We start from the raw sequence: 22730 nt of genomic DNA, 5'->3' as shown, positions 1-22730 counted from the left end.
GGATCCCGATCATGACGACCAAGCTTGATCTTCTCGAGGAACGCGTCCGCGGTGCCGTGGTCGATGACGCCGACGCCGGTATCTATCGTGTTCACCGCAGCATCTTCACCGATCCCGAGTTCTTCGAACTCGAGATGAAGCACGTCTTCGAGGGCAACTGGCTGTTCCTGGGCCACGAAAGCCAGCTGCCCGAGCCGGGCGACTACCTCACCGTGACCATGGGCCGCCAGCCGGTGCTGGTGACCCGCGACAAGCAGGGCGAGCTGCACGGCCTGATCAACGCCTGTGCCCACCGCGGCGCGACCCTGTGCCGGCGCAAGCGCGGCAACAAGGGCACCTTCACCTGCCCGTTCCACGGCTGGACCTTCAAGAACGACGGCAAGCTGCTCAAGGCCAAGAACGAGAAGACCGGCGCCTACCCGGACAGCTTCAAGCAGGAAGGCTCCCACGACCTGACCCGCCTGCCGCGCTTCGAGAGCTACAAGGGCTTTCTGTTCGGCAGCCTGAGCGACGACGTGCAGCCGCTCGAGGCGTACCTGGGCGAGACCACCAAGGTCATCGACAACATCGTCGACCAGGCGCCGGAAGGCCTGGAGGTCCTGCGCGGCACCTCGTCGTACACCTACAACGGCAACTGGAAGCTGCAGGCGGAGAACGGCGCCGACGGCTACCACGTCAGCAGCGTGCACTGGAACTATGCCTCGACCATGGATCGCCGCAACTACGACGCCGGCGGCACCAAGGCGGTGGACGCCGACGGCTGGTCGAAGAGCCAGGGCGGCTTCTACTCCTACGAGAACGGCCACATGATGCTGTGGACGCGGCTGCTCAATCCCGAGGTGCGCCCGGTCTACAACGAGAAGGACCGGATCGAGAAGGAGCTGGGCGAGGCGCGGGCCGACTCGATCGTCAACCAGACCCGCAACCTCTGCCTGTACCCCAACGTCTACCTGATGGACCAGTTCTCCACGCAGATCCGCGTGCTGCGCCCGCTCGCCGTGGACAAGACCGAGGTCACCATCTACTGCTTCGCGCCCAAGGGCGAATCCGCCGAGAGCCGCCGGGTGCGCATCCGCCAGTACGAGGACTTCTTCAACGTCTCCGGCATGGGCACCCCGGACGATCTCGAGGAGTTCCGGGCCTGCCAGGAGGGCTACAACGGCGCGCTGGCCGAGTGGAACGACCTCTCCCGCGGGGCCAAGCAGTGGATCGAGGGCGCCGACGACAACGCCAGGGCGATCGGCATGAAGCCGCTGCTCAGCGGCGCGGCCCCGGAGGACGAAGGCCTCTACGTGCTGCACCACCGCCACTGGGTCGAGGAAATGCTGCGCGCCATCGACAAGGAACGCAGCCAGTACATCGCCACCGCGTGACAAGGGGAGAGAGACCATGAGCATCAGCTATCTGGATATCCAGGCCTTCCTCTACCGCGAGGCGCGCCTGCTCGACGACCGCCAATGGGACGAGTGGCTCGAGTGCTACAGCAAGGACGCGGTGTTCTGGATGCCGGCCTGGGACGACGACGACCAGCTGACCCGGGATCCGCACAGCGAGATCTCGCTGATCTACTACCCGAATCGCGAGGGGCTCGAGGACCGGGTCTACCGGATCAAGACCGAACGCAGTGGGGCGAGCACGCCGGAGCCGCGCACCACCCACCAGGTCAGCAACCTCGAGGTGCTGTCCCAGGAGGGCGACACGGTGGAGCTGCGCTTCAACTGGCACACCCTGAGCCATCGCTACCAGCAGACCAACCAGTTCTTCGGGACGTCCTTCTACACCCTGGACGTGTCCGGCGAGACGCCGCTGATCGCCCACAAGAAGGTGATCCTGAACAACGACTACATCCACCAGGTCATCGATATCTACCACATCTGATCGGGGTGAACGGCCCGGTCACACCGGCCGGGTCGTGCCGACCGGGTCGCGGAGACCGGTGGAGGAGGAGAACGACCATGAGCTACACCATTGCACTCAACTTCGAGGACGGGGTGACCCGCTTCATCGGCTGCAAGGACGGCGAGACCGTGCTCGATGCCGCCTATCGCCAGAAGGTCAATCTGCCGATGGACTGCTCGGACGGTGTCTGCGGAACCTGCAAGGGCCACTGCGAGAAGGGCGAGTTCGACCTGGGCGACGAGTACCTGGAGGAGGCGCTCTCCGACGAGGAGGCGGCCGACGGCCTGGTGCTGACCTGCCAGATGGTGCCGTCCTCCGACTGCGTCATCCAGGTGCCGGTGGCCTCGGCGCTGTGCAAGACCGCGGTCGGCAAGGTCGAGGGCACCGTGGCCGTGGTCGAGCCGCTCTCCGAGGACAGCATCGAGCTGGCCATCGACCTGGACGACGGTGCCGAGCTGGCCTTCCTGCCCGGCCAGTACATCCACATCGACGTGCCGGGCTCCGGCGAGCATCGTTCCTACTCCTTCAGTTCCCGGCCGGGCGCCTCGCGGGCCACCTTCCTGATCCGCAACGTGCCCGACGGCCTGATGAGCGGCTATCTCAGCGATCGCTGCCGGCCGGGCGAGCGGCTCTCGCTGACCGGCCCGATGGGCAGCTTCTACCTGCGCGAGATCACCCGCCCGGTGCTGATGCTGGCCGGCGGCACCGGTCTCGCGCCCTTCCTGTCGATGCTCGAGCGGCTGGTGCAGAAGAAGGCCGAAGGGGAGGTCAACGACCAGCCGATCCATCTGATCTACGGCGTCAACAAGGATGACCATCTGGTCAAGGTCGATGCCCTGGAGCACTTCGCCAGGGAGCTGGACAACTTCACCTATGCCACCGTGGTGGTGGATGAGGCCAGCGAGCATCCGCGCAAGGGCTACGTGACCCATCACATGGACGCCGGGGTACTGCACGACGGCGACATCGACGTCTACCTGTGCGGGCCGCCGCCGATGGTCGATGCGGTGCTCAGGTACTTCGACGAGCAGGGCATCACCCCGCAGAGTTTCTACTACGAGAAGTTCACCCCCAACCAGGCACCGGGGGGCGCGGCATGAGGCGCTTTCAGGACTCGCGTTTCCAGGACCGGGTGATGGTGATCACCGGCGCGGCCCAGGGCATCGGGCGTCGCGTCGCCGAGCGGGCCGCCACCGAGGGCGCGCGCCTGGCGCTGGTCGATCGTTCCGATCTCGTCCAGGAGGTGGTGGCCGACCTGGTGGGGCAGGGGGCGGAGGCCATCGCCCTGCAGGCCGACCTGGAGACCTGGGAGGGGGCCGAGACGGTCATGGCCCGGAGTGTCGAGCATTTCGGGCGCATCGACATCCTGATCAACAACGTGGGCGGGGCGATCAACTTCAAGCCGTTCACCGAGTTTACCCCCGAGCAGATCTCGGCCGAGATCACCCGCTCGCTGATGCCCACCCTGTGGTGCTGCCGGGCGGTGCTGCCGACGATGATCGCGCAGGGCGGCGGGGTGATCGTCAACGTCTCCTCGGCGGCGACCCGCGGCATCCACCGGATTCCCTACTCCGCGGCCAAGGGTGGCGTCAACGCCATGACGGCGTCGCTGGCCTTCGAGTATGCCGAGCACGGCATCCGCGTGGTGGCCACCGCGCCGGGCGGCACCGAGGCGCCGCCACGCAAGATCTCGCGCGGCACCCCGGAGCCGCGCAATGCGACCGAGCAGGCCTGGTTCCAGGCGCATATCGACCAGACCAGGCAGAGCTGCCTGTTCGGCCGCTACGGCACCCTGGACGAGATGGCCGCACCGATCCTGTTCATGGCCTCCGACGAGGCCAGCTACATCACCGGCAGCGTGCTGCCGGTGGCCGGTGGCGACCAGGGCTGATTGCCCGCCGCGCCCCCTCGGGGCGCGGCGCCACCGTCTCCCGATTCCAACGACAACAATGTCTGGAGTACACCGTGAAACACCTCGAGAAGGGCGTCAGTCTGCGGCGCGCCCCCGCCGACTTCATTCGTGATCTCAACGTCGACAACGTCAGTGCCGGGGTTGTGGCCGGTATCTTCGGCCTCAGCGCCGGCGTGATCCACATCAGCGCCGGCACCGCCGCGGGACTCGACCCCCACTTCATCATGATCTGGGTCATCGCCTACCTGATGATCAACGGCCTGTTCGGGCTGTTCATGCCCGCCTACTACCGGCTGCCGCTGCCGATGGCCAACTCCATCCCCGGGGCGCTGCTGTTCGCGGCGATCATCCCGGTGGTCGGCGTGGAAGCCGCGCTCGGCGCCTCGCTGATCGCCGGGGCCATCTCGCTGGTGGCGGGGCTGGCCGGGGTGATGGGGATCGTCATGAAGCTGATCCCCATGCCCATCGTCATGGGCATGGTCGGCGGCATCCTGCTCAAGTTCGGCCTCAACATGGTCGCCCCGCTGGAGCATGCCCTGCTGCCGGCCTCGATCATGATCCTGGCCTTTCTGCTGTCGGCGCGCCTGCTGCGCCGGGTACCGCCGCTGATCGTGGCCATGCTGGCGGGCATCGCCTACATGCTGGTCACCGGGGTCGACTTCTCCGGCGTGACGTTCTCGGTGACCTTGCCCGAGTTCATCGTTCCCAAGTTTACCCTGGAGGCCTTCCTGGCCTACGGCCTGCCGCTGGCGCTGATCCTGGTGGGCATGGAGACGCCGGCCGGCGTCGGCCTGGTCCAGGGCATGGGCTACAAGTCGGTGCCGGCCAATGCCATCACCGCGGTGGGCGGCTTCGCGACCATGATCTCGTCCTTCTTCAACCTCCACAGCACCTGCATCGCCGCGCCGATGACCGGCATCTGCTCCTCGCCCGAGGCCGGCAAGCCGGACAAGCGCTGGGTGGCGGCGGTGATCGCCGGGGCGATCTTCGTGGTAGCGGCCCCCTTCTACGGCTACGTGGTCAGCCTGATCGAGGCGATGCCGTCCTACTTCATCGCCATCATCGCCGGCCTGGCCCTGCTGCGGGTGATCACCTCGGCGATGTACATGACTTTCGCGGGCAAGCACGAGATGGGCGGACTGTTTTCCTTCCTGATCGCCGCCTCGGGCCTGCAGATCCTGGGCATCGGTTCGTCCTTCTGGGCCCTGGTGCTGGGCGTGGGGGTCTCGCTGATCTTCGAGACCAGGGACTTCGAGTTCATCCGCCGGGTCGCCAACGAGCCCTCGGCGTCCTGAGCCGAGACGCCTCGGGCGCGGTGCCATCGCCTGAGGCCACGAGCCCCCGGGGCATGGCCGCTGCCGTGCCGCCCGATATCCTCCATTGGTCCGCAGGCTGCCCAGGCCGTGCGGGCCTTTTTTGCGACGCGAGACCGGCCCGGACTCCGCGTGCCGGTTTCCCTGACCCGCTGGAGAGACGATGATGTTCAAGGATTGGTCGATTTCCGCCGTGGCGGCCGGTTTCCTGGCCGTGCTGATTTCCTATTCGGGGCCGCTGGCGATCTTCTTCCAGGCGGCCCGCAGCGCCGATGTCGCTCCCGAGATGCTGACCTCCTGGGTGTGGGCGATCTCGATCGGCGCGGCGCTGTCCGGCATCCTGCTCAGCGCCTGGCTGAAAATACCGGTGATCACCGCCTGGTCGGCGCCGGGCACGGCACTGCTGGTGACGCTGTTCCCGGGGCTGTCGCTCAACGAGGCGGTGGGCGCCTATCTCGTTGCGGCGCTGATCATCCTGCTGGTCGGTGTCTCGGGGAGCTTCGACTGGCTGATGCGGCGCATCCCCTCGGGGATCGCCGCCGGGATGATGGCGGGCATCCTGTTCCAGTTCGGGCTCGGCGCCTTCCGCTCGGTGGAGAGCACGCCGCTGCTGGCGCTGAGCATGCTCGCCGCCTACCTGGTGTTCAAGCGTCTGGCGCCGCGCTACTGCCTGGTGCTGCTGCTGGTGACCGGCATCGCGCTGTCGGTGGGGCTCGAGGGCACCTCGCTGAGCGGCGTGCGCTGGCAGCTGGCGACGCCGCAGTTCATCGCCCCCGAGTGGAGCTGGCACGCGACCCTGAGCCTGGCGCTGCCGCTGGTGCTGGTCAGCCTGACCGGCCAGTTCCTGCCGGGCATGGCGATCATGCGCGGTGCCGGCTACCGGGTCCACTCGCGGCCGATCATCGCCACCACCAGCCTGGTCTCGCTGGGCACGGCGCTGTTCGGCGGCATCACCACGGTGGTGGCGGCGATCACCGCGGCGATCTGCACCGGCAAGGACGCTCACGAGGACCCCGATCGGCGTTACGTGGCGGGCATCGCCAACGGCCTGTTCTACCTGCTCGGCGGGCTGTTCGCCGGGACCATCGTGACGCTGTTCACCTCGCTGCCCGACGCCTTCGTCGCGGTACTGGCCGGGCTGGCGCTGATCGGCGCGATCGCCGGCAACCTGGTCGCCGCGGTCGAGGATATTGAGCACCGCGAGGCCGCGGTGATCACCTTCCTGGCGACCGCTTCGGGGATGAGCCTGCTGGGGCTGGGGTCGGCGTTCTGGGGCGTGGTGTTCGGCATGCTCGCGCATGGGTTGCTGCACTGGCGCCCCGTCCGGTCGATGGGCGAGAGCCGCTCGACGCCAGCCGCGACGCCGCGGGCGGCGAAGGCACGCGACTGATGCCAAACCCGGATCCATGGCCAGTGGCGGTCGGACCCCATTGGCGCAGGAGTGAATGGTCGGTTCGTCTGCTTGACCGAGCTAAACCCCCTATGATGCATCCAAAGACCCCTTTTCGACTGATTTCGCCAGCGCGGGCATCACTCACGACTTTTGGGACGCTAATTCTCTGAGCGTCCAATCGACCAACTCGCTGGCGAGCTGGTCGGCGGCGTGGCCGAAGGCTTCGACCACGGACTCCAGGCCGTCGTCATCACTGGGTGCCGCTACCTCGATGCGTTGGCTGGCCAGCACCTCGCGGTTCGCCTCGTCGAGAAGCTGGACGTCAAGGCGGACCATTACCTCGAGCGTGCCCTTGCGGTAGCGGCTATAGAAGGCCCCTAGCTGGCTCGCTAGGGTGGCGTCGCTGCGCGCCCGACTGGCATCGTCCACCACAGCGGCCAGCCGACCATCGAGGCGGAAGGCTTCGATTAGATGATCGCGCACTAGCAGCGGGGCATCATCACGCCAGCGTGCCCCGGCATAGGCTTGGAACTCGCCGGGGGAAGGCATGATCAGTAGGCGCGGGCCATCCAGCGGCGACCCGGCACTGGGGGTATCGACCCTCAGGGTCAGGTCACAGGCGCTACCAGGGGACGCTGAGAGTGACGGTTCGGATAGCGTGAAAAGGCGTACCGGCTCGCGTTCGGGGAGCAGGCTGCAGCCTGAAAGCAGTCCGCTCAGCACCAGCAGCGGCATGGCGAGGCGTGGCATGCGCGATAGGCTCATGGACTGAACTCCTGCATCTCGTTGCGGCCCTGCAAGGCTTCGGCCGGATTCTCCTCGAAGCGCCGCACCAGACGGTTCAGGACGCGCAGCGTAGCGTGCAGCTCGCGCATGGCCGGGTCGAGTTCGCCCACGCCTTGAAGGCCCCTGGCCAGAGAGCCCTCGTGGCGTGCGGTCAGGCTATCCAGCCGGGCGGTAGTGGACTCCAGCGATTGCATCGCGCGGCGGGCACTCTGCAGAGCCTCGCCACCCTCCTTGTCCAGTAGGCCGTTGGCAGTCTCGCCCAGTCGGCTGAAACTTTCGAGGGCCGCCTCGAACTGCTCGCCGGCCCGTCCGAAGCGCGCCATGGCTTCGCCGAGGGCGTGACGCTGGTCGACCAACGCCCGCGAGACGCTCTCCAGGTTGCCCAGGGTGCGCGTCAGACTTTCGGCATTCTCTGCGGAAAGCAGCCGGTTGGCGCTGGTCAGCAAGCGCTCCACCTGGGCGAAGAGCTCCTCGCTGTTGGCGAGCAGCGAGCTCAGCGGCGAAGGTTCGGCCTGGATCAGTGGAGGATCGTCGCGGCCGCCTTGCAGGCGCGGACTCTGCGGGGTGCCGCCGAGCAGTTGGATGTTCATGGTGCCAGTGATGTTGGCCAGCGCCAGGCTGGCGCGGGTATCCTGCTTCACTGGAACGTCGCTATAGACGCGGATCAGCGCCCGTACCTGGCGCGGGTCCTGGGGATCGAGGCGTAGCCTGACTACATCGCCGACCTCGATACCGCTGTACTGGACTGCATTGCCCTCGGCGAGCCCGCTGACGGCCCGGTTGAAGCGAATCTCGTACCAGGCATAGTCGCGGTCAACGCTGGACTTGCCGAGCCAGAGGGCGAACAGCAGCGCGCTACCCAGGGTAATCACCGTGAACAGTCCGATCAGCACATGATGAGCACGAGGTTCCATCGTCAGGGGCTCTCTTCTGGATGGGCCGCCCGATAGGCGGCGCGGCCTCGGGGGCCATGAAAGTAGTCGTGGATCCATTCATCGTCGGTGGCCGCGACGATGTCGAGCCGATCGGCAACCCGCACACGCCGGCGCGATAGCACGGCCACCCGATCGCAGGCGGCATAGAGAGTGTCCAGGTCATGAGTGACCAGGAAAACGCTCAGACCCAGGGCGTCGCGCAGGGTCAGAATCAGGCGATCGAAGGCCGCCGCACCGATCGGGTCCAGGCCCGCCGTCGGCTCGTCCAGGAACAGCACTTCGGGGTCCAGTGCCAGGGCACGCGCTAGCGCGGCCCGCTTGATCATGCCGCCAGAGAGTTCGGCGGGGTACAGGATCGCGACCTCCCCGGGCAGGCCGGCCAGGGCCAGCTTGACCCGGGCCAGGGCTTCGGCGTCGGCGCGGGGGAGTCCGGCGTGCTCGATCAGTGGCAGGGCGACGTTCTCCTGCAGGGTCAGTGAGGTGAACAGCGCACCACGCTGGAAGAGCACTCCGAAACGGCGTTCCACTCGGGAGCGATCCCGGGCGGGGAGCTGCGGGAGGTCTTCACCGAACACCTCGATGCGCCCGGCGCTGGGCCGCAACAGGCCGACGATGCTGCGCAGCAGAACCGACTTGCCGGTGCCCGAGCCGCCGACTACTCCGAGGATCTCGCCCGGGTAGAGGTCGAGATCGAGGTTCTCATGAACGCTGTGCTGGCCGAAGCGGTTGGCCAGTCCGCGAACCCGGATCAGTGGTTCCCGGGACGCGCTCACCAGCCCATCTCCATGAAGAACAGCGCCGCCACTGCATCCAGCAGAATCACCACGAAGATCGACTGCACCACGCTCGAGGTGGTGTGTTCGCCCACCGACTGGGCGCTGCCGCTGACCTTGAAGCCCTCCAGGCAACCGATTACTGCAATGAGGAAGGCAAACAGCGGTGCCTTGGCGAGTCCCACCAGGAAGTGGTTGAGCGGGATGTCACGCTGCAGGATGGCCAGAAACTGGATAAGCGAGATATCCAGGGCCTGCAGGCAGACCAGGGCACCGCCGAGAATGCCGCTCAACATGCCCACGAAGGTAAGGATCGGCAGGCTCAGCATCATCGCCAGCACCCGCGGCAGCACAAGCAACTCGATGGGGTCGAGGCCGAGGGTACGCACGGCGTCGAGTTCCTCATTGACCTTCATGGCACCGAGCTGGGCGGTAAAGGCGCTGGCGGTACGACCGGCGAGCAGGATGGCAGCGAGTAGCACGCCGAACTCACGAAGGAAGGCAAAGGCGACCAGGTTGACCGTGTAAATAGTGGTGCCGAAGTCGCGCAGCACCGTGGCGCCGAGAAAGGCCACCACTGCGCCCACCAGGAAGGTCAGCAAGGCAACAATGGGCAGGGCGTTGAGGCCTGTCTGGTGCAGTTGGGCCACCATTGAGGTAAGTCGCCAGCGTCGCGGCCACCAGGCCGTGACGGCGAGGGTGGCGAGCACTTGGCCGATGAAGCCGAGCAACTGGTATTGCTGCTGCCAGATTCCTTCGACGTGCTGGCCGGTCCGGGCCAGGGTGTCCCACAATGGTCGACCGGGCCGCGCCGAGGGAGGCGGGTTGTCGATCATGGCCTCGCCCAAGGTGCGCAGCAGGGCGCGGCGTGTCGTCGGCAATTCGGGTGCCCGTTCGTCTATCTCAGCAAGCCATCGGGCACCGACGAGTTCCATCAACAAGGCGGCACCGGCGGTGTCCAGGGCTCGGAGTTTAGTGAGGTCGATGGTCGTGGCGGTAGTCTCATGCCGGGGGCGGCGATCGAGTTCGAGGCGTAAAGCGGCATAATACGGCAGCGTCCAGTCACCGACGATGGTCAGATGGTTGCCGTGCTGGTCAATATAGCCCGGCTCTTTCATGGGCGAAGACATCTCGGAAGAATTACAGTTCCTATCAGTAAGCATGACAACAGGTATGTTCTTTCAGCTCAGCGACTTGCGTAGCCGGGACAGGGCGAACAGGAAGAAAGCCGCGCCAATCACCAGCAGTGCCAATAGCTGCGGCCAGACGATGGCCAGCCCCGCCCCTCGAAACAGGATGCCTTGCCCCAGCATCACGAAGTGAGTGGTCGGAGCGGCGAGCATGATGTCCTGAATGAACACCGGCATGCTTTCCCGCGGCGTCGTGCCGCCGGACAGCACCTGTAACGGGATCAGCGTGAGGATGATCAGCAGCCCGAGCTGCGGCATGGAGCGTGCCACGGTGCCGAAGAAGATGCCCATGGAAGTCGTGGCGAACAGATGCAACATGGCGCCGAACAGGAACAGGGCGACCGAACCGGCGATAGGGACCTGCAACCAGGTTTCCACGACCACGCGCAGGGCGAAGGCGGAGGCCACCAGGACTACCAGACCCATCGACCAGACCTTGGCCGTCATGATCTCGAAGGGCGTGACCGGCATGACCAGCAGGTGCTCGATGGTGCCATGTTCGCGTTCGCGGATCAGCGCCGCGCCGGTGAGGATGATCGACAGCATGGTAATCTGGTTGATGACCTCGTTCACGGCGCCGAACCAGGCCTGATCCAGATTGGGATTGTAGGCCACGCGCACCACCGCCTGAACGGGAGTGACGGCATCGGGGTCGTGTCCCGCCAGGAAGGTGGCGACTTCATCGTTGACGATTTCCTGGATGTAACCGGCGCCGGTGAATGCCTGACTGATCTGGGTCGCATCGACGTTGAGCTGGATCGTGACCGTATCGCCGTCGAGCAGGTCGCGCTGGAAACCGGGGGGGATGTTCAGCGTGAAGGTGTAGCGTCCCTCGTCCATGCCCTCGTCCATGTCGGCGTGTCCCGTAAGTTCCGGCGGCAGGAAGTAGGGCGCCTGAAAGGCATCGATGAGGCGTTGCGAGGCAGGCGAGCGATCCTCGTCGACGATGGCGATCGCGGCCCGGTGCAGGGTCTCCGGCATCGCCGTGGCGCTGGAATAGATGCTGATGCTGAAGGCGTAGACGATCAGCAGCAGCATGGCGGGATCGCGCAGGAGCGTGCGCAGTTCCTTGAGCCCGAGCTGAAAAATGTTGGAGAGGATGCGCATCATGTCTCCTGCTTCCTGAGGCCGGCGAGGCTCAGCAGGCTCAACACCGGGATGGTTGCCAGCAGGGCCAGGAAATAGGGATAAAGTTCGGCCAGTCCGAGGGCCTTGGAGAAGATGCCTCGGCTGATGATCAGAAAATGGCTGGTGGGGTAGAGCTGGCCGATTACGGCTGAGGCGCCCTCCAGTGACGATACGGGATGGATCATGCCCGAGAACTGGATCGCCGGCACCAGGGTGCCGATGGCGGTGCCGAAGATCGCCGCAATCTGGCTATTGAACAGGGCCGAGAACAGGAAACCCAGTCCGGTGGCGCACATCACGTAAAGTAGTGCCCCCAGAGCCAGCGTCGGCAGGCTGCCCTTGACCGGCACGCCGAACACCAGGATCGCCAGCAGCACGAGCAGGACGAAATTGATCATGCCCATGGCCACGTAGGGCAGCTGCTTGCCGATCAGGAACTCGAGACGCGTTACCGGGGTGACGTAGAAGTTGGTGATCGAACCGAGCTCCTTCTCGCGTACCACGCCCAACGCGGTCAGCATGGCGGGAATCATCATCAACAGCAGCGGAATGACTCCAGGCACCATCGCCGGCAGGCTCTGAACGTCGGGGTTGTAGCGATAGCGAAGGGCGATATCGACCTGTCCGCTGCCGGGGGCATCGTTGTCGCGGGCCAGTTCCTGCAGATAGCTGGCGTGGATGCCCTGGACATAACCGCGGATGGTGCTGGCGCGAGTGGGCATTGCACCGTCGATCCAGTAGGACACCTGAGGCGAGTCGCCGCGCTTGAGATCGCGCCCGAAATCGGGCGGGATTTCCACGGCCAGACTGATATCGCCGTTGCGCAGCCGCGTGTCGAGGTCGTCGTAACTTTGCAGTGGCGCCTTTTCGTGAAAGTAGCGTGAGCCGGACAGGTCGAGAATATAGTGCTGGCTGGTCGTGGTCTGGTCGCGGTCGAGCACGGCGAAGGACAGATCTTCCACGTCCATGGTAATGCCGTAGCCGACGATGAACATGAGCAGCAGCGTCCCGACCAGGGCCAGCGTGGCACGTACCGGATCGCGGCGCAGCTCCATGCTCTCGCGGCGAGCATAGCTGAACAGCCGTCGCCAGCTGAAGCGTGGCGGCGGGACGTCGGCCGTTGCCGTAACGACGGAAGGGGGGGCTGCGGGAGCGCTGTCGTTCGGCTCTTCCGAGACCTGCCTGGCCTCACGCAGGTAGGCGATGAAAGCCTGTTCCAGCGTGTCGCTGCCACGGCTCGCCATCAGTGCCTGTGGCGTATCGCTGGCGAGCACCCGGCCGGCATGCATCAGCGAGATGCGGTCGCAGCGCATGGCCTCGTTCATGAAGTGGGTCGAGATGAAGATGGTGACGCCATCCTCGCGCGACATCTTGACCAGTTGGGCCCAGAAATTGTCGCGGGCGACCGGATCGACGCCGGAGGTCGGCTCGTCGAGGATCAGGATTTCCGGACGGTGCAGCACCGCCACCGCCAGCGACAGGCGCTGACGAACGCCCAACGGCAGGCGGCCGGAAAGCTGGTCGACGACGCTCTCCAGATCGAAACGGGTCAGCAGTTCCTGGCGGCGCTGGCGGTAGTCGGCGTCGGGCAGGTGAAACAGGCGGGCATGGAGGTCGAGGTTCTGTCCCACACTGAGTTCGCTGTACAGCGAGAACGCCTGCGACATGTAGCCGACCCGCCGCCGGGTCTCGATGTCGTTGGGATCGACCGGCTGACCGAAAAGCTGGGCCTGGCCTTCCTCGAACGGCAGTAGGCCGGTCAGCATCTTCATGGTGGTCGACTTGCCGCAGCCGTTGGAGCCGAGGAAGCCGAAGATCTCGCCACGTTCGATGCGAAAATCGACATGATCCACCGCGGTGAAGTTGCCGAAGCGCTTGGTCAGGCCATGGGCCTCGATGGCGATGTCGTCGTTGGCGGGTCGCGGTGGAATGGTCAATTGGCGGTGGCCGCGGCGTTTTTCCGTCGGCAGCAATGCGACGAACGCCTCTTCCAGCGTCGTGCAGTGGGTCTGCTCGAGTAGGGTCTCGGGCGTGCCGGTGGCGAGTATCCGGCCGTCGTTCATCGCCACCAGCCAGTCGAAGCGCTGAGCCTCGTCCATGTAGGCCGTGGCCACCAGGACGCTCATGTGCGGGCGCTGTTGGCGGATGCGGGCGATCAGGTCCCAGAACTGGCTGCGCGAGAGCGGATCGACCCCGGTCGTGGGCTCGTCGAGGATCAGCAGGTCGGGGTCGTGGATCAGCGCGCAGCACAAGCCCAGTTTCTGCTTCATGCCGCCAGAGAGCTTGCCGGCGGGGCGCTCGGTGAAATCGGCCAGGCCGGTACTGCGGGTCAGGTCGGCAATGCGCCGCTCGCGCTCGGCCCGCTCCTGGCCGAACAGGCGAGCGAAGAACTCGAGGTTCTCGCGTACGGTCAGCGTCGCATACAGGTTCTTGCCAAGTCCCTGGGGCATGTAGGCGATGCGCGGCCCCGTGAGGCGGCGATGCTCAGCGTTCGCCATGTCACCCCCGAGCACTTCCACGCCGCCTGCCTGGAGGCGTCTGGCCCCGGCGATCAACGCCAGCAGGCTCGACTTGCCAACGCCATCGGGACCGATCAGCCCGACCATTTGCCTGGCCGGGATCTCGAGGCTCACGTCGGCTAAGGCCATGGTTTTAGTGTACTGCAGACCAACATTGTGCAGCCGTGCGACGATGTCCCCGGTCATGTTGAAACGTTCACCTGAAGTGAATCGGGCCACTCGGACTCGGAATCGAGCTTGAGGTAGGCCATGCCAGGTAGGCCGGTCTTGACCTGCTTGAGATGTTCCTTGAGTAGTTGTGGATCGATGCGTGCCCGAACCCGAAACATGAGTTTCTCACGCTCACTGGCGGTCTCCACTGTCTTGGGCGTGAACTGAGCGGCGCTGGCGACGAAGCTGACGCGGGCGGGAATCACGTACTCCGGGGCAGCGTCCAGCACCAGGTGCACCTTGTCGCCCAGCGCCACGCGACCGGCCTGCGAGGTGGGCAGAAAGAACGTCATGTAGACGTCAGTCAAATCGATCAGATTGAGAACCTTGCCACCGGACGCGAGGACTTCGCCGGGTTCCGCCACGCGATACTGTACCCGGGCCAGGCGGTCGGCACGCAGTTGGCTGTCTTCCAGGTCCGCCTGGGTCTTCGCTACGCTGGCCTCGGCGGCGTCGATGGCGGACTGCGCCTCGACGACCTGGGAGCGTGACGCGACGATGGCGGCCTGGGCGGCCGAGACTTGGGCCTTGGCCGCCGCCAGCGCCGCTTCGGCGCTTTGCATGGCCGCCAGGTCATCATCCACCTGCTGACGGGAAATGGCGTTACGCTGGAGCAGGGCATTGGAGCGCTCGTAGCGCTTGCGCGCCGCGGTCAACTCCGCCTGGCGCTGATGCACGACGGCTTCGTCCGCCGCCTTGTTGCTTTCATTCTGTGCCACCGTGGCCTGGGCGGTCTGCAGGGCGTTGCGCATGCGCTGCAATTCGGCCTGGGCCTGACGCAACTCCGCTTCGAGGGTTCGGGTGTCCATGCGCGCCAGAAGCTGGCCGGGGGAAACGAAGTCGCCTTCGTCGACCAGAATCTCGGCGACACGGCCGCTCAGCTTGGTCGCCACGTCCAGTTCCGTGGCCTCGATGCGCCCGTTGCCGCTGGCGATCGACTCGTCGAGCTCTTCGGGACGCAGCTCCCACCAGGCCAGCGTGGCCGCGATCGCGAGAACGGAGACGAGGAGCAGGCCCCAGATCAGGGGTTTGCGGAGTTCTTGGCGCATGCTTGATATCCTGCCCAATTGCAGTGGTCAGTTCTTGTTTCATTATCTGTGTATTGACGACACGCAACATGACATACATCAACGAATGTCAGAGTAGTAGCATCGTGATTGTCTGCCAGAGTGTCGTCCTGATGACTATGCTGGGCGGCTCTCTCGGGTAGTGTGACACGCCGACGGGAGCAATGATCGAGGTAAAATGAACGATAATAACGACGGCGTGCGACGCACCGGCCTGGGCATGATGGTGCTGTTCTGGGTGATCCTGCTGGGCCTGGCAGTACTCTGGTTTCAGGATCGCCTGACGACGCGGCACAATCCTAATGCCGGACTCGTGGAGGACGAAGGTACTGGGCCGATCACTCTGACGCGCAATGCCAGCGGGCACTTTGTGGCCACCGGACGTATCAACGGTGAGCCGGTGACCTTCCTGCTGGACACCGGCGCCAGTCTGGTCTCAATTCCCGCCGGTCTCGCCGATCGCCTGGGGCTCGAGCGCGGTATTCGGGCCACGTTCGATACCGCCAACGGGCGCGCCAGCGGGTTCCTGACGACTCTCGACGAGGTTTCGCTGGGTGGCCTGCGGGCCCGCGACGTTGGCGGCTCGATCAACGCGGGCATCGGCGTCGATACTGCCCTGCTGGGGATGAGTTTTCTCGGCCGTTTCGATATCCGGATTCGTGGTTCGCAGATGGTGCTGAGCGCGCCGACGCATGACGAGACGTAAGCGCCGTGTCGATAAATCAGGCCCGAGCGGCTTGGGCATGGAGGGGAGGCTGTGATGCGCCAATGGATGGGAGTGGTGTTGCTGGGACTGCTGCTCAGCGGCTGTCAGGGATTACAGAGCATGCTGCCGGGGGGCGGCGAGACGGGCCGCCCGACAGTCATCGAGCGCGGTGGCGAGGCGCCCGGACAGCCGGGGATGGTCGAACGCAAGGTGCCGTTTCCCGCCGAGACCTACGCCAAGCTCGACAAGCACGGCAGCGCGACGATCAAGGGGCGTCTGAGCTACACCACCTCAAAAGGACAGACGCTCGTCGGCGCCCACGAGACGGTATCGATCGCGCCGGCTACCCAATACTCCGCCGAAGCCGCCGAGGTGGCGCTGGCCGGCAAGCGCATCGAACCCGCCGATCCGCGGGCACGGGAATACACCCATTACGCCGAGACCGACGCCAATGGCTATTTCGTGGCCCATGACATTCCGGCGGGGGTGTTCTACGTCGCCGGCAGCGTGCTGCTGCCCGGCGGCCAGTCGCGCAGCCCCTTGATCCTCAAGCAGATCGAGGTCGGCAGGGGGCAGACGCTCGAGGTCGACCTGAGCCGATGACGCACGAGGCTCAGGAGTCGTGGGTATCGCCGTCGTTGTCCGTTGACTCCTGGCCGGTCTCGGGCGTCCGGTAATGCCCGGGAATCGTCTCCCGTTCGCCGTTGGGCAGGTCACGGACATGGGTGGGAACGTAGACGCGGGTGATGACACTCTTGCGCTGATTCATTCTCCGAGTACTCCACTCAAGTATTCCGTTGCCTCAAGCTACCGCGTCTCGGTACGCCTGGCAAATTCCCGGGGCAACGGCTCAACGTAAAGACAATACCAGGCTCATGAAGATCACGTCACCGGCTTCGTTGCGCAGCAGTTCGGTGAAGCCCAGCGAGCGATACAGGCTTAAGGCAGTATGGTTGTCAGCATAGACGTTGAGGGTCAACCGGCGGGCCTCGAACGCCTCGCTGGCGCGAGCGATCAGCGCCCGACAGAGCTCGCGCCCCAGGCCGCGGCCGCGCTGAGCCGGGGCGACGATCAGTCGTGCCAGATGCACCACTCGATAGTCCCAGCGCAGTAGTTGGCCGAAACCGAGCAGCGCGCCGTCGGCGTCGACCAGCGCGAAGCTGTTCTCCGGCGAAGCCTCCAGTGTCATCCAGGCGGTGTTGGCCGTGGTCGGGTAGGGCAGCCGCGGCCCCGCCCAGCGCCGGCTCGCCGCGGCGTCGGCGGGCCAGGCGAGCACGGTGTCGAGGTCGTCGCCTCGGGCGGGGCGCAAATGTGGCGTGCTGGGAGCGTTGGCGGACATGCCTCCACCCTAGCACGGTCACGAGGGACGTAATGCGCTCGAGCGAAGTGGTCGGAGTATGATGCTCTTTCGTGAAGGTCGCGACGCCGCGGCCGCAAAGATGAAGAGACCGCCTGCCGAGCCGAGTTCGTGATGAGCCCCTTCAAGACCCGCGCCCTGGAATACCTCGACGCCATTGTCCACTACGGCTCGTTGCGCCGTGCTGCCGCCCAGCTGGGCGTCAATCCGTCGGCGCTCAGTCGCCAGTTGCGCGCCCTCGAGGAGGAGCTGGATACCCTGCTGCTGGTGCGTGCCTCGCGGGTTGCGCTGACCCCGGCGGGCGAGCTGATCCTGCGCCACTATCGCGACCAGCGCGCCGCCGAGCGGGCCACGCTGTCGCGCCTGCAGGCGCTGCAGAACCTCGAGCGTGGCGAGGTGCGCATCGCCGTCGGCGAGGGCTTCATCGCCGATCTGATCTCGGCGCCGCTGCAGAACTTCCTGGCCACCTATCCGGGCCTGGAGATCGAGGTCCACATGGCCGGCCTCACCGAGGCGATGATGCTGGTCAAGGAGGATGCCGTCGACCTGGCGCTGCTCTACGCGCCGCCCGACGACCCGCAACTGGTCTCGCACATCGATCGCTGCCAGCCGCTCGACCTGATCGTGCCCGCCGGCCACGCCCTGGCCCGGGCGGTAGCGCCGCTGCCACTGGCAGCGATCGCCGAGCACCCGCTGGCGCTGATCGACAGCCACACCGGCATGGGGCAGCTGGTCGACATGGCACTCTACGAGGCTCATCTCTCCTACCGGCCGCGAATGAAGACCAACTCGGTGTCGGTGCTCAAGAACTTCGTGCGTTCGGGGCTGGGCGTGACCTTCATGCCCGAGCTGACCGTGCTCGAGGAGATCCACGAGGGCAGCATCGTCGCCCGCGAGGTCGAGGCCGGGGTACTGCGCCATGCCCGGGCGCGCATCGTCAGCCAGGCCGAACGGCCGCTGACGGTGGCCGCCCAGGCCTTCATCAGGCACCTGCGACGCAGCATGCGTTTCTTCAGCGCCGATGCGCCTCGGCTCCTGGATTCACGGGTGTTGCCCTGAGGGCAACGGTTGTGCGCTTGAAAGGTCAACAGCGCAACGGCTAGCGTCGATGTGTCGTCCTTGGCCGACGCCGGTTTCACGCGAACTCGCACAATAACAAGGAGCCTTTCATGCGTATTCCCACCCTTCACAATGCCCTGCTGGCCGTCACCGCGACGGGTATGCTCGCCACAGCGAGCCTGGCCAACGCCGCCACGACCATCAACCTGAGCTACAACGGTCCGCCCGATACCGACAAGAACGCCGTGCACCTGTTCGCCAGCAACCTCAAGCGACTGGTCGAGGAGAAGACCGACGGCGACATCCAGCTCAAGCTCTACCCCAACTCGATGCTCGGCGAAGAGCAGGAACGCATGGAGCAGGTGATCAACTCGCCGAGCCTGAACATCGCCTCGTTCGCCGGCCTGTCACCGATCGTGCCGGAGATCTACGTCAGCGCGATCCCCTTCCTGTTCGAGGACTACGACGCCGCCCACCAGTTCTTCGACGAGGGCGACTACTGGAACAAGGTCGAGAACACCCTGAAGGAGCGCACCGGCGCCGAGCTGCTCGGGGTGATCGAGGAGGGCGGCTTCCTCGATTTCACCAACTCCAAGCGTCCCATCAGCAGCCCGGACGACTTCGACGGCCTGCGCTTCCGTGCCATGGATCCCAGCCAGGTGGCGCTCTACGAGGCCTTTGGCGCGTCCGGCACGCCGATCCCCTGGACCGATACCTACATGGCGCTCAAGACCAATGTCGCCGACGGCCAGATGAACCCGCCGATGTACATCATCATGGGCAGCCTCTACGAGGTGCAGAAGTACCTGACGCTGGCCAACGTGCAGTATTCGGATCAGTTCCTGATTGCCAACGGCAGCTGGTACGACGGTCTCTCCGAGGAGGACCGCCAGGCGATTGATGCGGCCGTGAAGGAGGCCAACGCGCTCAACCGCGAGGACGTCGAGAAGCGTGTCGACGAGCGCATCCAGTTCCTCGCCGACCACGGCATGCAGGTGATCGAACCCTCCGACGAGGAGCTCGCCGCCTTCCGCGAGAAGGGGCAGCCGGCCTACATCGACTGGCTCCGGCAGAAGGATATCGGCGACGAGTGGATCAAGATGGCTCTCGAGGATGCCGGGCAGGGCGACCTGCTCGCCGACTGACCGCTCTCCATTCACTCGACGAGGCATGCCTCATGGTCGGCCGTCGGCCGGCCATGAGCGTGTGACAACACCATGTTCCGAAATACCCTGCTGACGCTGCTGGGGCGGGTCACCACCGGCCTCGGCGGCCTGGCACTGCTGATCACGCTGGTCGACATCCTCTATGGCGTCATTACCCGCTACGTGGTCGGCCAGGCGCCGATCTGGAGCGACGAACTCGCCCGTTACTGCCTGATCGCCTCGGCGCTGCTGATCGCCGGCAACGTCTGGGTGCGCGGCGAGCACATGCGCGTGGCGCTGCTCGAGCGCCGCCTGGGCGCGACCGCCCGCCGCGTGCTGCTGGCCTATCAGTGGCTGCTGACGCTGGTCCTGGCCCTGGCGATGACCTGGTGGAGCTGGCATTACGCGCTGTCGGTCGGCTACTTCACCTCCCAGGGGCTGGGCATCAGCCGCACCATCCCCATGATGGCCATGCCGCTGGGCTTTGGCCTGCTCGCGCTGCAGGTGCTGATCTACGGCCCGAACCCGCTGCCGCAACCCGGTGCCGATGACACGAACGCCGCCGAGGGGGCTACCTCATGATGGTCGCCACGATGTTCGTCACCCTGCTGGCCAACACCCTGCTGGGCATCCCGCTGTTTCTGACGCTGATCGTCACCGCGCTGGTGGGTTTCGTGTTCGTCGACCCGGGAATGGTCGCGCGGATGATGCCGCAGCAGTTCTTCGGTGGCCTGAACAGCTTCTCCTTGATGGCGATTCCGCTGTTCATCCTCGCCGGCAACCTGATGAACGCCTGCGGCATGACCGAGCGGCTGATGCGCGTCGCGCGTCTGCTGGTTGGCCATCTGCGCGGCGGCATCGGTCACGTCAACGTGGTGGGCAGCGTCTTCATGTCCGGGGTCAACGGTTCGGCGGCCGCCGACGCCTCGGCGCTGGGTGCGCTGCTGGTGCCGGCGATGACTCGCGAGGGCTATTCCACCGCCTTCGCCGCCGGGCTGACCGCCGGCAGCTCGCTGATCGGGCCGATCATCCCGCCGAGCATCTTCATGATCCTCTACAGTGCGCAGACCAATACCTCGGTCGGCCAGCTGTTCCTCGGCGGTGTGGTGCCGGGCCTGCTGCTGGCGCTGGCGTTCATGGCGATGAATGCCTTCCATGCCCGGCGCGCCGGCCTCGAGCGGCGCACCACGCTGCCCGCGATGAACGAGGTGGTCGAGGCGGTACGCGGTGCGCTGCCGGCGCTGGTCGCGCCATTCATCATCGTCGCCGGGATCGTGCTGGGCTTCGTCACGCCCACCGAGTCCGGGGCGTTGACCGTACTCTATGTCGCCCTGTGCGGCCTGGCGATGGGCGAGCTGCGCCCGGGCGCCTTCTGGCGGGCGGTGGTGGAGACCACGCGGCTGGCCGCGGCGATCTTCATGATCATCGGCATCTCCTCGGTGATCAGCTGGGAGCTGGCCTATGCCCAAGCGCCGGATCGCTTTGCCGGGCTGCTCGAGCCGTTTATCGACTCCCCGGTCATCGTGCTGCTGCTGCTCAGCGCGATCACCTTCGTCACCGGCATGTTCATGGAGGAAGTCTCGGCGCTGATGCTGCTCTCGCCGGTGTTCACCCCGGTGGCGCTGTCCGCCGGCATCGACCCGGTGGCTCTGGGCATCATCATCACCCTGAACATCACCATCGCCCTGATCACGCCGCCGATGGGCGCCTGCCTGTTCATCGCCGCGGCGGTCAGCCGCCTCGACATCACCGTGCTGTTCCGCACCATCTGGCCGTTCATCCTGACCGCAGTGGCGGTGCTGCTGGTGCTGATCCTCTTCCCTGGCCTGATTACCTGGCTACCCGAAACCCTGGGCTGATTGCATCCTGACCATGAACCACGCGAACGTGACTGATCCGACCCGACGCCCCATCGCTGACATCGCCGAGCCGCAGTGGGAGATCATTGCGGCCATCCCCATCGTCGACGAGGGCGCGCCGCTGCATCCGCTGAGCCTCGCCGCGCCGGCACTGCGCACCCTGCCCATTTACCACACCCTGGGTGTGCCCCGGGCGGTACCCGAGTGCTGGACGCGCGAGGCGCTCTACCGGCGGCTATTGCAGGTGGCGCGCCACCTGCCGGAAGGGCTGGGGCTGGTGGTGCTCGACGCCTGGCGCCCCTACGTGGTGCAGCGCTACCTTTACGACACCCTGCTGGGCATGGTCGAGGCGCGCTATGCCGATCTCGATGCCGCGGATCGCCATGAGCTGACCCGTGCCTTCGTGTCGCCGCCCAGCGAGCGTGCGGAATGTCCCAGCCCGCACCTGACCGGTGGCGCGGTGGATGTCGCATTGTGCGACGCCGATGGCCTGCTGCTCGACATGGGCTCGGCCTTCGACGAGGCGCGGGCCAGCTCGCACACTGTGCATTTCGAGCATCACGCCGACGATGCCGAGTCGCGCCTCTGGCGCGACCGGCGGCGCATCCTCTACCACGCCATGGTCGATGCTGGCTTTGCCAACCTGCCCAGCGAGTGGTGGCACTACAGCTACGGCGACCAGATGTGGGCCTGGTATCGCGGTGAGCCCCGGGCACTGTTCGGTGCCACGGCGCCGGACAGCCTGGAAGCCCGCTGGCGGCGCTCGCTGGGGCTGGTGGAGTGAGGGTTAGTGAGAGTTACGGCGCCTTCGGGTGCAGGGGCGCGTCGCGGGCCGGCGGCTCGTCTAGCCGGCCGAGCTCGTGGAGGTCGTGGAGATACTTGTCGAGTCGGGCCAGCAGGTGGGTCAGCGCGATCAGGCCGTAGATCACCACCATCAGTATCCAGGGGACGTTGGCCCAGCTCAGCCAGGCGGCCGAGAGCGGATAGGCAATGGTGTAGATGCTCAGCCCGCCCATGAACAGCACCGCCAGGCAGCAGCCCAGGATGAGCAGCAGCAGCGTGGCTCGAAAGCTGTGGCGTGGCGGGCGAGTCTCCCAGAATGGCAGATGCCGGACCCGCAGCCCGCCGTCGAACACGATCCGGTGACCGCGACGCAGCAGCGGCTCGGCACAGGCCTGACGCGATTCGCTGGCCAGGACCCGGCGGATCACGCCTTCGTCGACGTTCTCGCCGAACGTCGAGCGAATCGCGTGGCGGAAGGCGTCGTCGTCGGCACCTGCCGCCAGCTGCGCCAGGGCCTCCATGTCCGGCACATCCCCCCGGGCGATCAATTCATCATCGCCGAAGTTCTGATCGTAGTAGATGTCATAGAGCTGGTAGATCGAGAAGGCGACCCCGATGAAGATCATCAGCAGGGCGAGGGCGTCTAGCATACTGGTTCTCCGGTACCTGAAAGGACGACAGACCGTGTGGCGCGAT

23 protein-coding genes are annotated in these 22730 nt (G+C 65.8%); 13 read left to right on the top strand and 10 right to left on the bottom strand.

Annotated elements, in window-relative coordinates:
- Nucleotides 1–11 precede the first annotated feature (11 nt).
- From ACTCB7_RS05155 to ACTCB7_RS05130, 6 genes are all read left to right on the top strand, one after another.
- Complete coding sequence (locus ACTCB7_RS05155; protein WP_163650309.1) at nt 12–1373, top strand: Rieske 2Fe-2S domain-containing protein; 1362 nt, start codon at nt 12–14, stop codon at nt 1371–1373.
- A gap of 16 nt (nt 1374–1389) precedes the next feature.
- A complete protein-coding gene (gene benB, locus ACTCB7_RS05150; protein ID WP_463005797.1) occupies nt 1390–1878 on the top strand; it encodes a benzoate 1,2-dioxygenase small subunit in 489 nt (162 codons plus the stop codon).
- Between the two features lie 77 nt (nt 1879–1955).
- A complete protein-coding gene (gene benC / locus ACTCB7_RS05145) occupies nt 1956–2999 on the top strand; it encodes a benzoate 1,2-dioxygenase electron transfer component BenC (protein ID WP_463005796.1) in 1044 nt (347 codons plus the stop codon).
- Nucleotides 2996–3790 carry a benzoate diol dehydrogenase BenD gene (gene benD, locus ACTCB7_RS05140; protein ID WP_163650312.1) on the top strand — a complete coding sequence of 265 codons (795 nt, stop codon included), beginning with the start codon at nt 2996–2998 and terminating at the stop codon, nt 3788–3790. The genes benC and benD overlap by 4 nt, the downstream gene beginning before the upstream one ends.
- 74 nt (nt 3791–3864) lie before the next feature.
- Complete coding sequence (locus ACTCB7_RS05135) at nt 3865–5106, top strand: benzoate/H(+) symporter BenE family transporter (protein WP_163650313.1); 1242 nt, start codon at nt 3865–3867, stop codon at nt 5104–5106.
- A 181-nt stretch (nt 5107–5287) separates the two neighbouring features.
- Nucleotides 5288–6514, top strand: coding sequence for a benzoate/H(+) symporter BenE family transporter (locus tag ACTCB7_RS05130; protein WP_463005795.1), 1227 nt, complete (start codon nt 5288–5290; stop codon nt 6512–6514).
- A gap of 144 nt (nt 6515–6658) precedes the next feature.
- Here the strand turns inward: ACTCB7_RS05130 and ACTCB7_RS05125 are convergent, their stop codons facing one another.
- The 7 genes from ACTCB7_RS05125 to ACTCB7_RS05095 all read right to left on the bottom strand — a co-directional run bounded on the left by ACTCB7_RS05125 (nt 6659) and on the right by ACTCB7_RS05095 (nt 15107).
- Nucleotides 6659–7282, bottom strand: a complete 624-nt coding sequence (locus ACTCB7_RS05125; RefSeq protein WP_463005794.1) for an ABC-type transport auxiliary lipoprotein family protein — start codon at nt 7280–7282, stop codon at nt 6659–6661.
- Nucleotides 7279–8217, bottom strand: coding sequence for an MlaD family protein (locus ACTCB7_RS05120; RefSeq protein WP_224415590.1), 939 nt, complete (start codon nt 8215–8217; stop codon nt 7279–7281). Before ACTCB7_RS05120 ends, ACTCB7_RS05125 begins: the two co-directional genes overlap by 4 nt.
- Before the next feature lie 2 nt (nt 8218–8219).
- Nucleotides 8220–9011 (bottom strand): ABC transporter ATP-binding protein, encoded by a 792-nt coding sequence (locus tag ACTCB7_RS05115; protein ID WP_092848708.1) that lies wholly within the window; start codon nt 9009–9011, stop codon nt 8220–8222.
- Nucleotides 9008–10129: an MlaE family ABC transporter permease gene (locus tag ACTCB7_RS05110; RefSeq protein WP_463005793.1), complete on the bottom strand. Its 1122-nt coding sequence runs from the start codon at nt 10127–10129 to the stop codon at nt 9008–9010. Before ACTCB7_RS05110 ends, ACTCB7_RS05115 begins: the two co-directional genes overlap by 4 nt.
- Nucleotides 10130–10192: 63 nt before the next feature.
- Nucleotides 10193–11311 (bottom strand): ABC transporter permease, encoded by a 1119-nt coding sequence (locus ACTCB7_RS05105; RefSeq protein WP_463005792.1) that lies wholly within the window; start codon nt 11309–11311, stop codon nt 10193–10195.
- Entirely contained in the window at nt 11308–14034 is a 2727-nt protein-coding gene (gene rbbA, locus ACTCB7_RS05100; RefSeq protein ID WP_463005791.1) for a ribosome-associated ATPase/putative transporter RbbA, read from the bottom strand. Before rbbA ends, ACTCB7_RS05105 begins: the two co-directional genes overlap by 4 nt.
- The gene (locus ACTCB7_RS05095; RefSeq protein ID WP_463005790.1) at nt 14031–15107 is read right to left on the bottom strand and encodes an HlyD family secretion protein; all 1077 of its coding nucleotides are present in this window, start codon (nt 15105–15107) and stop codon (nt 14031–14033) included. The genes rbbA and ACTCB7_RS05095 overlap by 4 nt, the downstream gene beginning before the upstream one ends.
- 196 nt (nt 15108–15303) lie before the next feature.
- Between ACTCB7_RS05095 and ACTCB7_RS05090 the strand changes: the two genes are divergently transcribed.
- Entirely contained in the window at nt 15304–15831 is a 528-nt protein-coding gene (locus tag ACTCB7_RS05090) for a retropepsin-like aspartic protease family protein (RefSeq protein WP_463005789.1), read from the top strand.
- Nucleotides 15832–15885: 54 nt separating this feature from the next.
- Nucleotides 15886–16434, top strand: a complete 549-nt coding sequence (locus ACTCB7_RS05085; protein WP_463005788.1) for a carboxypeptidase regulatory-like domain-containing protein — start codon at nt 15886–15888, stop codon at nt 16432–16434.
- A gap of 10 nt (nt 16435–16444) precedes the next feature.
- Here the strand turns inward: ACTCB7_RS05085 and ACTCB7_RS05080 are convergent, their stop codons facing one another.
- Both ACTCB7_RS05080 and ACTCB7_RS05075 read right to left on the bottom strand, forming a co-directional pair.
- Nucleotides 16445–16600 (bottom strand): hypothetical protein, encoded by a 156-nt coding sequence (locus ACTCB7_RS05080; RefSeq protein ID WP_163650317.1) that lies wholly within the window; start codon nt 16598–16600, stop codon nt 16445–16447.
- Between the two features lie 81 nt (nt 16601–16681).
- Nucleotides 16682–17170 (bottom strand): N-acetyltransferase family protein, encoded by a 489-nt coding sequence (locus tag ACTCB7_RS05075; protein ID WP_463005787.1) that lies wholly within the window; start codon nt 17168–17170, stop codon nt 16682–16684.
- A 132-nt stretch (nt 17171–17302) separates the two neighbouring features.
- Here ACTCB7_RS05075 and ACTCB7_RS05070 point away from each other — a divergent pair, with 132 nt between their 5' ends.
- The 5 genes from ACTCB7_RS05070 to ACTCB7_RS05050 all read left to right on the top strand — a co-directional run bounded on the left by ACTCB7_RS05070 (nt 17303) and on the right by ACTCB7_RS05050 (nt 22035).
- The gene (locus ACTCB7_RS05070; RefSeq protein ID WP_463005786.1) at nt 17303–18247 is read left to right on the top strand and encodes a LysR family transcriptional regulator; all 945 of its coding nucleotides are present in this window, start codon (nt 17303–17305) and stop codon (nt 18245–18247) included.
- Nucleotides 18248–18357: 110 nt separating this feature from the next.
- A complete protein-coding gene (locus tag ACTCB7_RS05065; RefSeq protein WP_463005785.1) occupies nt 18358–19392 on the top strand; it encodes a TRAP transporter substrate-binding protein in 1035 nt (344 codons plus the stop codon).
- A gap of 72 nt (nt 19393–19464) precedes the next feature.
- Nucleotides 19465–19974, top strand: coding sequence for a TRAP transporter small permease (locus tag ACTCB7_RS05060; RefSeq protein WP_463005784.1), 510 nt, complete (start codon nt 19465–19467; stop codon nt 19972–19974).
- On the top strand, nt 19974–21251 hold the full coding sequence (locus tag ACTCB7_RS05055) for a TRAP transporter large permease (protein WP_463005847.1): 1278 nt from the start codon (nt 19974–19976) through the stop codon (nt 21249–21251). Before ACTCB7_RS05060 ends, ACTCB7_RS05055 begins: the two co-directional genes overlap by 1 nt.
- A 28-nt stretch (nt 21252–21279) precedes the next feature.
- Entirely contained in the window at nt 21280–22035 is a 756-nt protein-coding gene (locus tag ACTCB7_RS05050) for a M15 family metallopeptidase (protein WP_463005783.1), read from the top strand.
- 13 nt (nt 22036–22048) lie between these two features.
- Here the strand turns inward: ACTCB7_RS05050 and ACTCB7_RS05045 are convergent, their stop codons facing one another.
- Nucleotides 22049–22684: a hypothetical protein gene (locus ACTCB7_RS05045; protein WP_463005782.1), complete on the bottom strand. Its 636-nt coding sequence runs from the start codon at nt 22682–22684 to the stop codon at nt 22049–22051.
- Between the last annotated feature and the right edge of the window lie 46 nt (nt 22685–22730).

It is taken from the genome of Modicisalibacter sp., assembly GCF_055145905.1.
This window is presented reverse-complemented; position numbering and strand designations above follow the sequence as displayed.

Coding starts and splice junctions, on each gene's coding strand:
- ACTCB7_RS05125 (WP_463005794.1), bottom strand. CDS start 7,282: ATGAGCCTATCGCGCATGCCACGCCTCGCCATGCCGCTGCTGGTGCTG.
- ACTCB7_RS05090 (WP_463005789.1), top strand. CDS start 15,304: ATGAACGATAATAACGACGGCGTGCGACGCACCGGCCTGGGCATGATG.
- ACTCB7_RS05095 (WP_463005790.1), bottom strand. CDS start 15,107: ATGCGCCAAGAACTCCGCAAACCCCTGATCTGGGGCCTGCTCCTCGTC.
- ACTCB7_RS05080 (WP_163650317.1), bottom strand. CDS start 16,600: ATGAATCAGCGCAAGAGTGTCATCACCCGCGTCTACGTTCCCACCCAT.
- rbbA (WP_463005791.1), bottom strand. CDS start 14,034: ATGACCGGGGACATCGTCGCACGGCTGCACAATGTTGGTCTGCAGTAC.
- ACTCB7_RS05070 (WP_463005786.1), top strand. CDS start 17,303: ATGAGCCCCTTCAAGACCCGCGCCCTGGAATACCTCGACGCCATTGTC.
- ACTCB7_RS05105 (WP_463005792.1), bottom strand. CDS start 11,311: ATGATGCGCATCCTCTCCAACATTTTTCAGCTCGGGCTCAAGGAACTG.
- ACTCB7_RS05110 (WP_463005793.1), bottom strand. CDS start 10,129: ATGAAAGAGCCGGGCTATATTGACCAGCACGGCAACCATCTGACCATC.
- ACTCB7_RS05060 (WP_463005784.1), top strand. CDS start 19,465: ATGTTCCGAAATACCCTGCTGACGCTGCTGGGGCGGGTCACCACCGGC.
- ACTCB7_RS05120 (WP_224415590.1), bottom strand. CDS start 8,217: ATGGAACCTCGTGCTCATCATGTGCTGATCGGACTGTTCACGGTGATT.
- ACTCB7_RS05085 (WP_463005788.1), top strand. CDS start 15,886: ATGCGCCAATGGATGGGAGTGGTGTTGCTGGGACTGCTGCTCAGCGGC.
- benB (WP_463005797.1), top strand. CDS start 1,390: ATGAGCATCAGCTATCTGGATATCCAGGCCTTCCTCTACCGCGAGGCG.
- ACTCB7_RS05065 (WP_463005785.1), top strand. CDS start 18,358: ATGCGTATTCCCACCCTTCACAATGCCCTGCTGGCCGTCACCGCGACG.
- ACTCB7_RS05055 (WP_463005847.1), top strand. CDS start 19,974: ATGGTCGCCACGATGTTCGTCACCCTGCTGGCCAACACCCTGCTGGGC.
- benD (WP_163650312.1), top strand. CDS start 2,996: ATGAGGCGCTTTCAGGACTCGCGTTTCCAGGACCGGGTGATGGTGATC.
- ACTCB7_RS05155 (WP_163650309.1), top strand. CDS start 12: ATGACGACCAAGCTTGATCTTCTCGAGGAACGCGTCCGCGGTGCCGTG.
- benC (WP_463005796.1), top strand. CDS start 1,956: ATGAGCTACACCATTGCACTCAACTTCGAGGACGGGGTGACCCGCTTC.
- ACTCB7_RS05130 (WP_463005795.1), top strand. CDS start 5,288: ATGATGTTCAAGGATTGGTCGATTTCCGCCGTGGCGGCCGGTTTCCTG.
- ACTCB7_RS05045 (WP_463005782.1), bottom strand. CDS start 22,684: ATGCTAGACGCCCTCGCCCTGCTGATGATCTTCATCGGGGTCGCCTTC.
- ACTCB7_RS05075 (WP_463005787.1), bottom strand. CDS start 17,170: ATGTCCGCCAACGCTCCCAGCACGCCACATTTGCGCCCCGCCCGAGGC.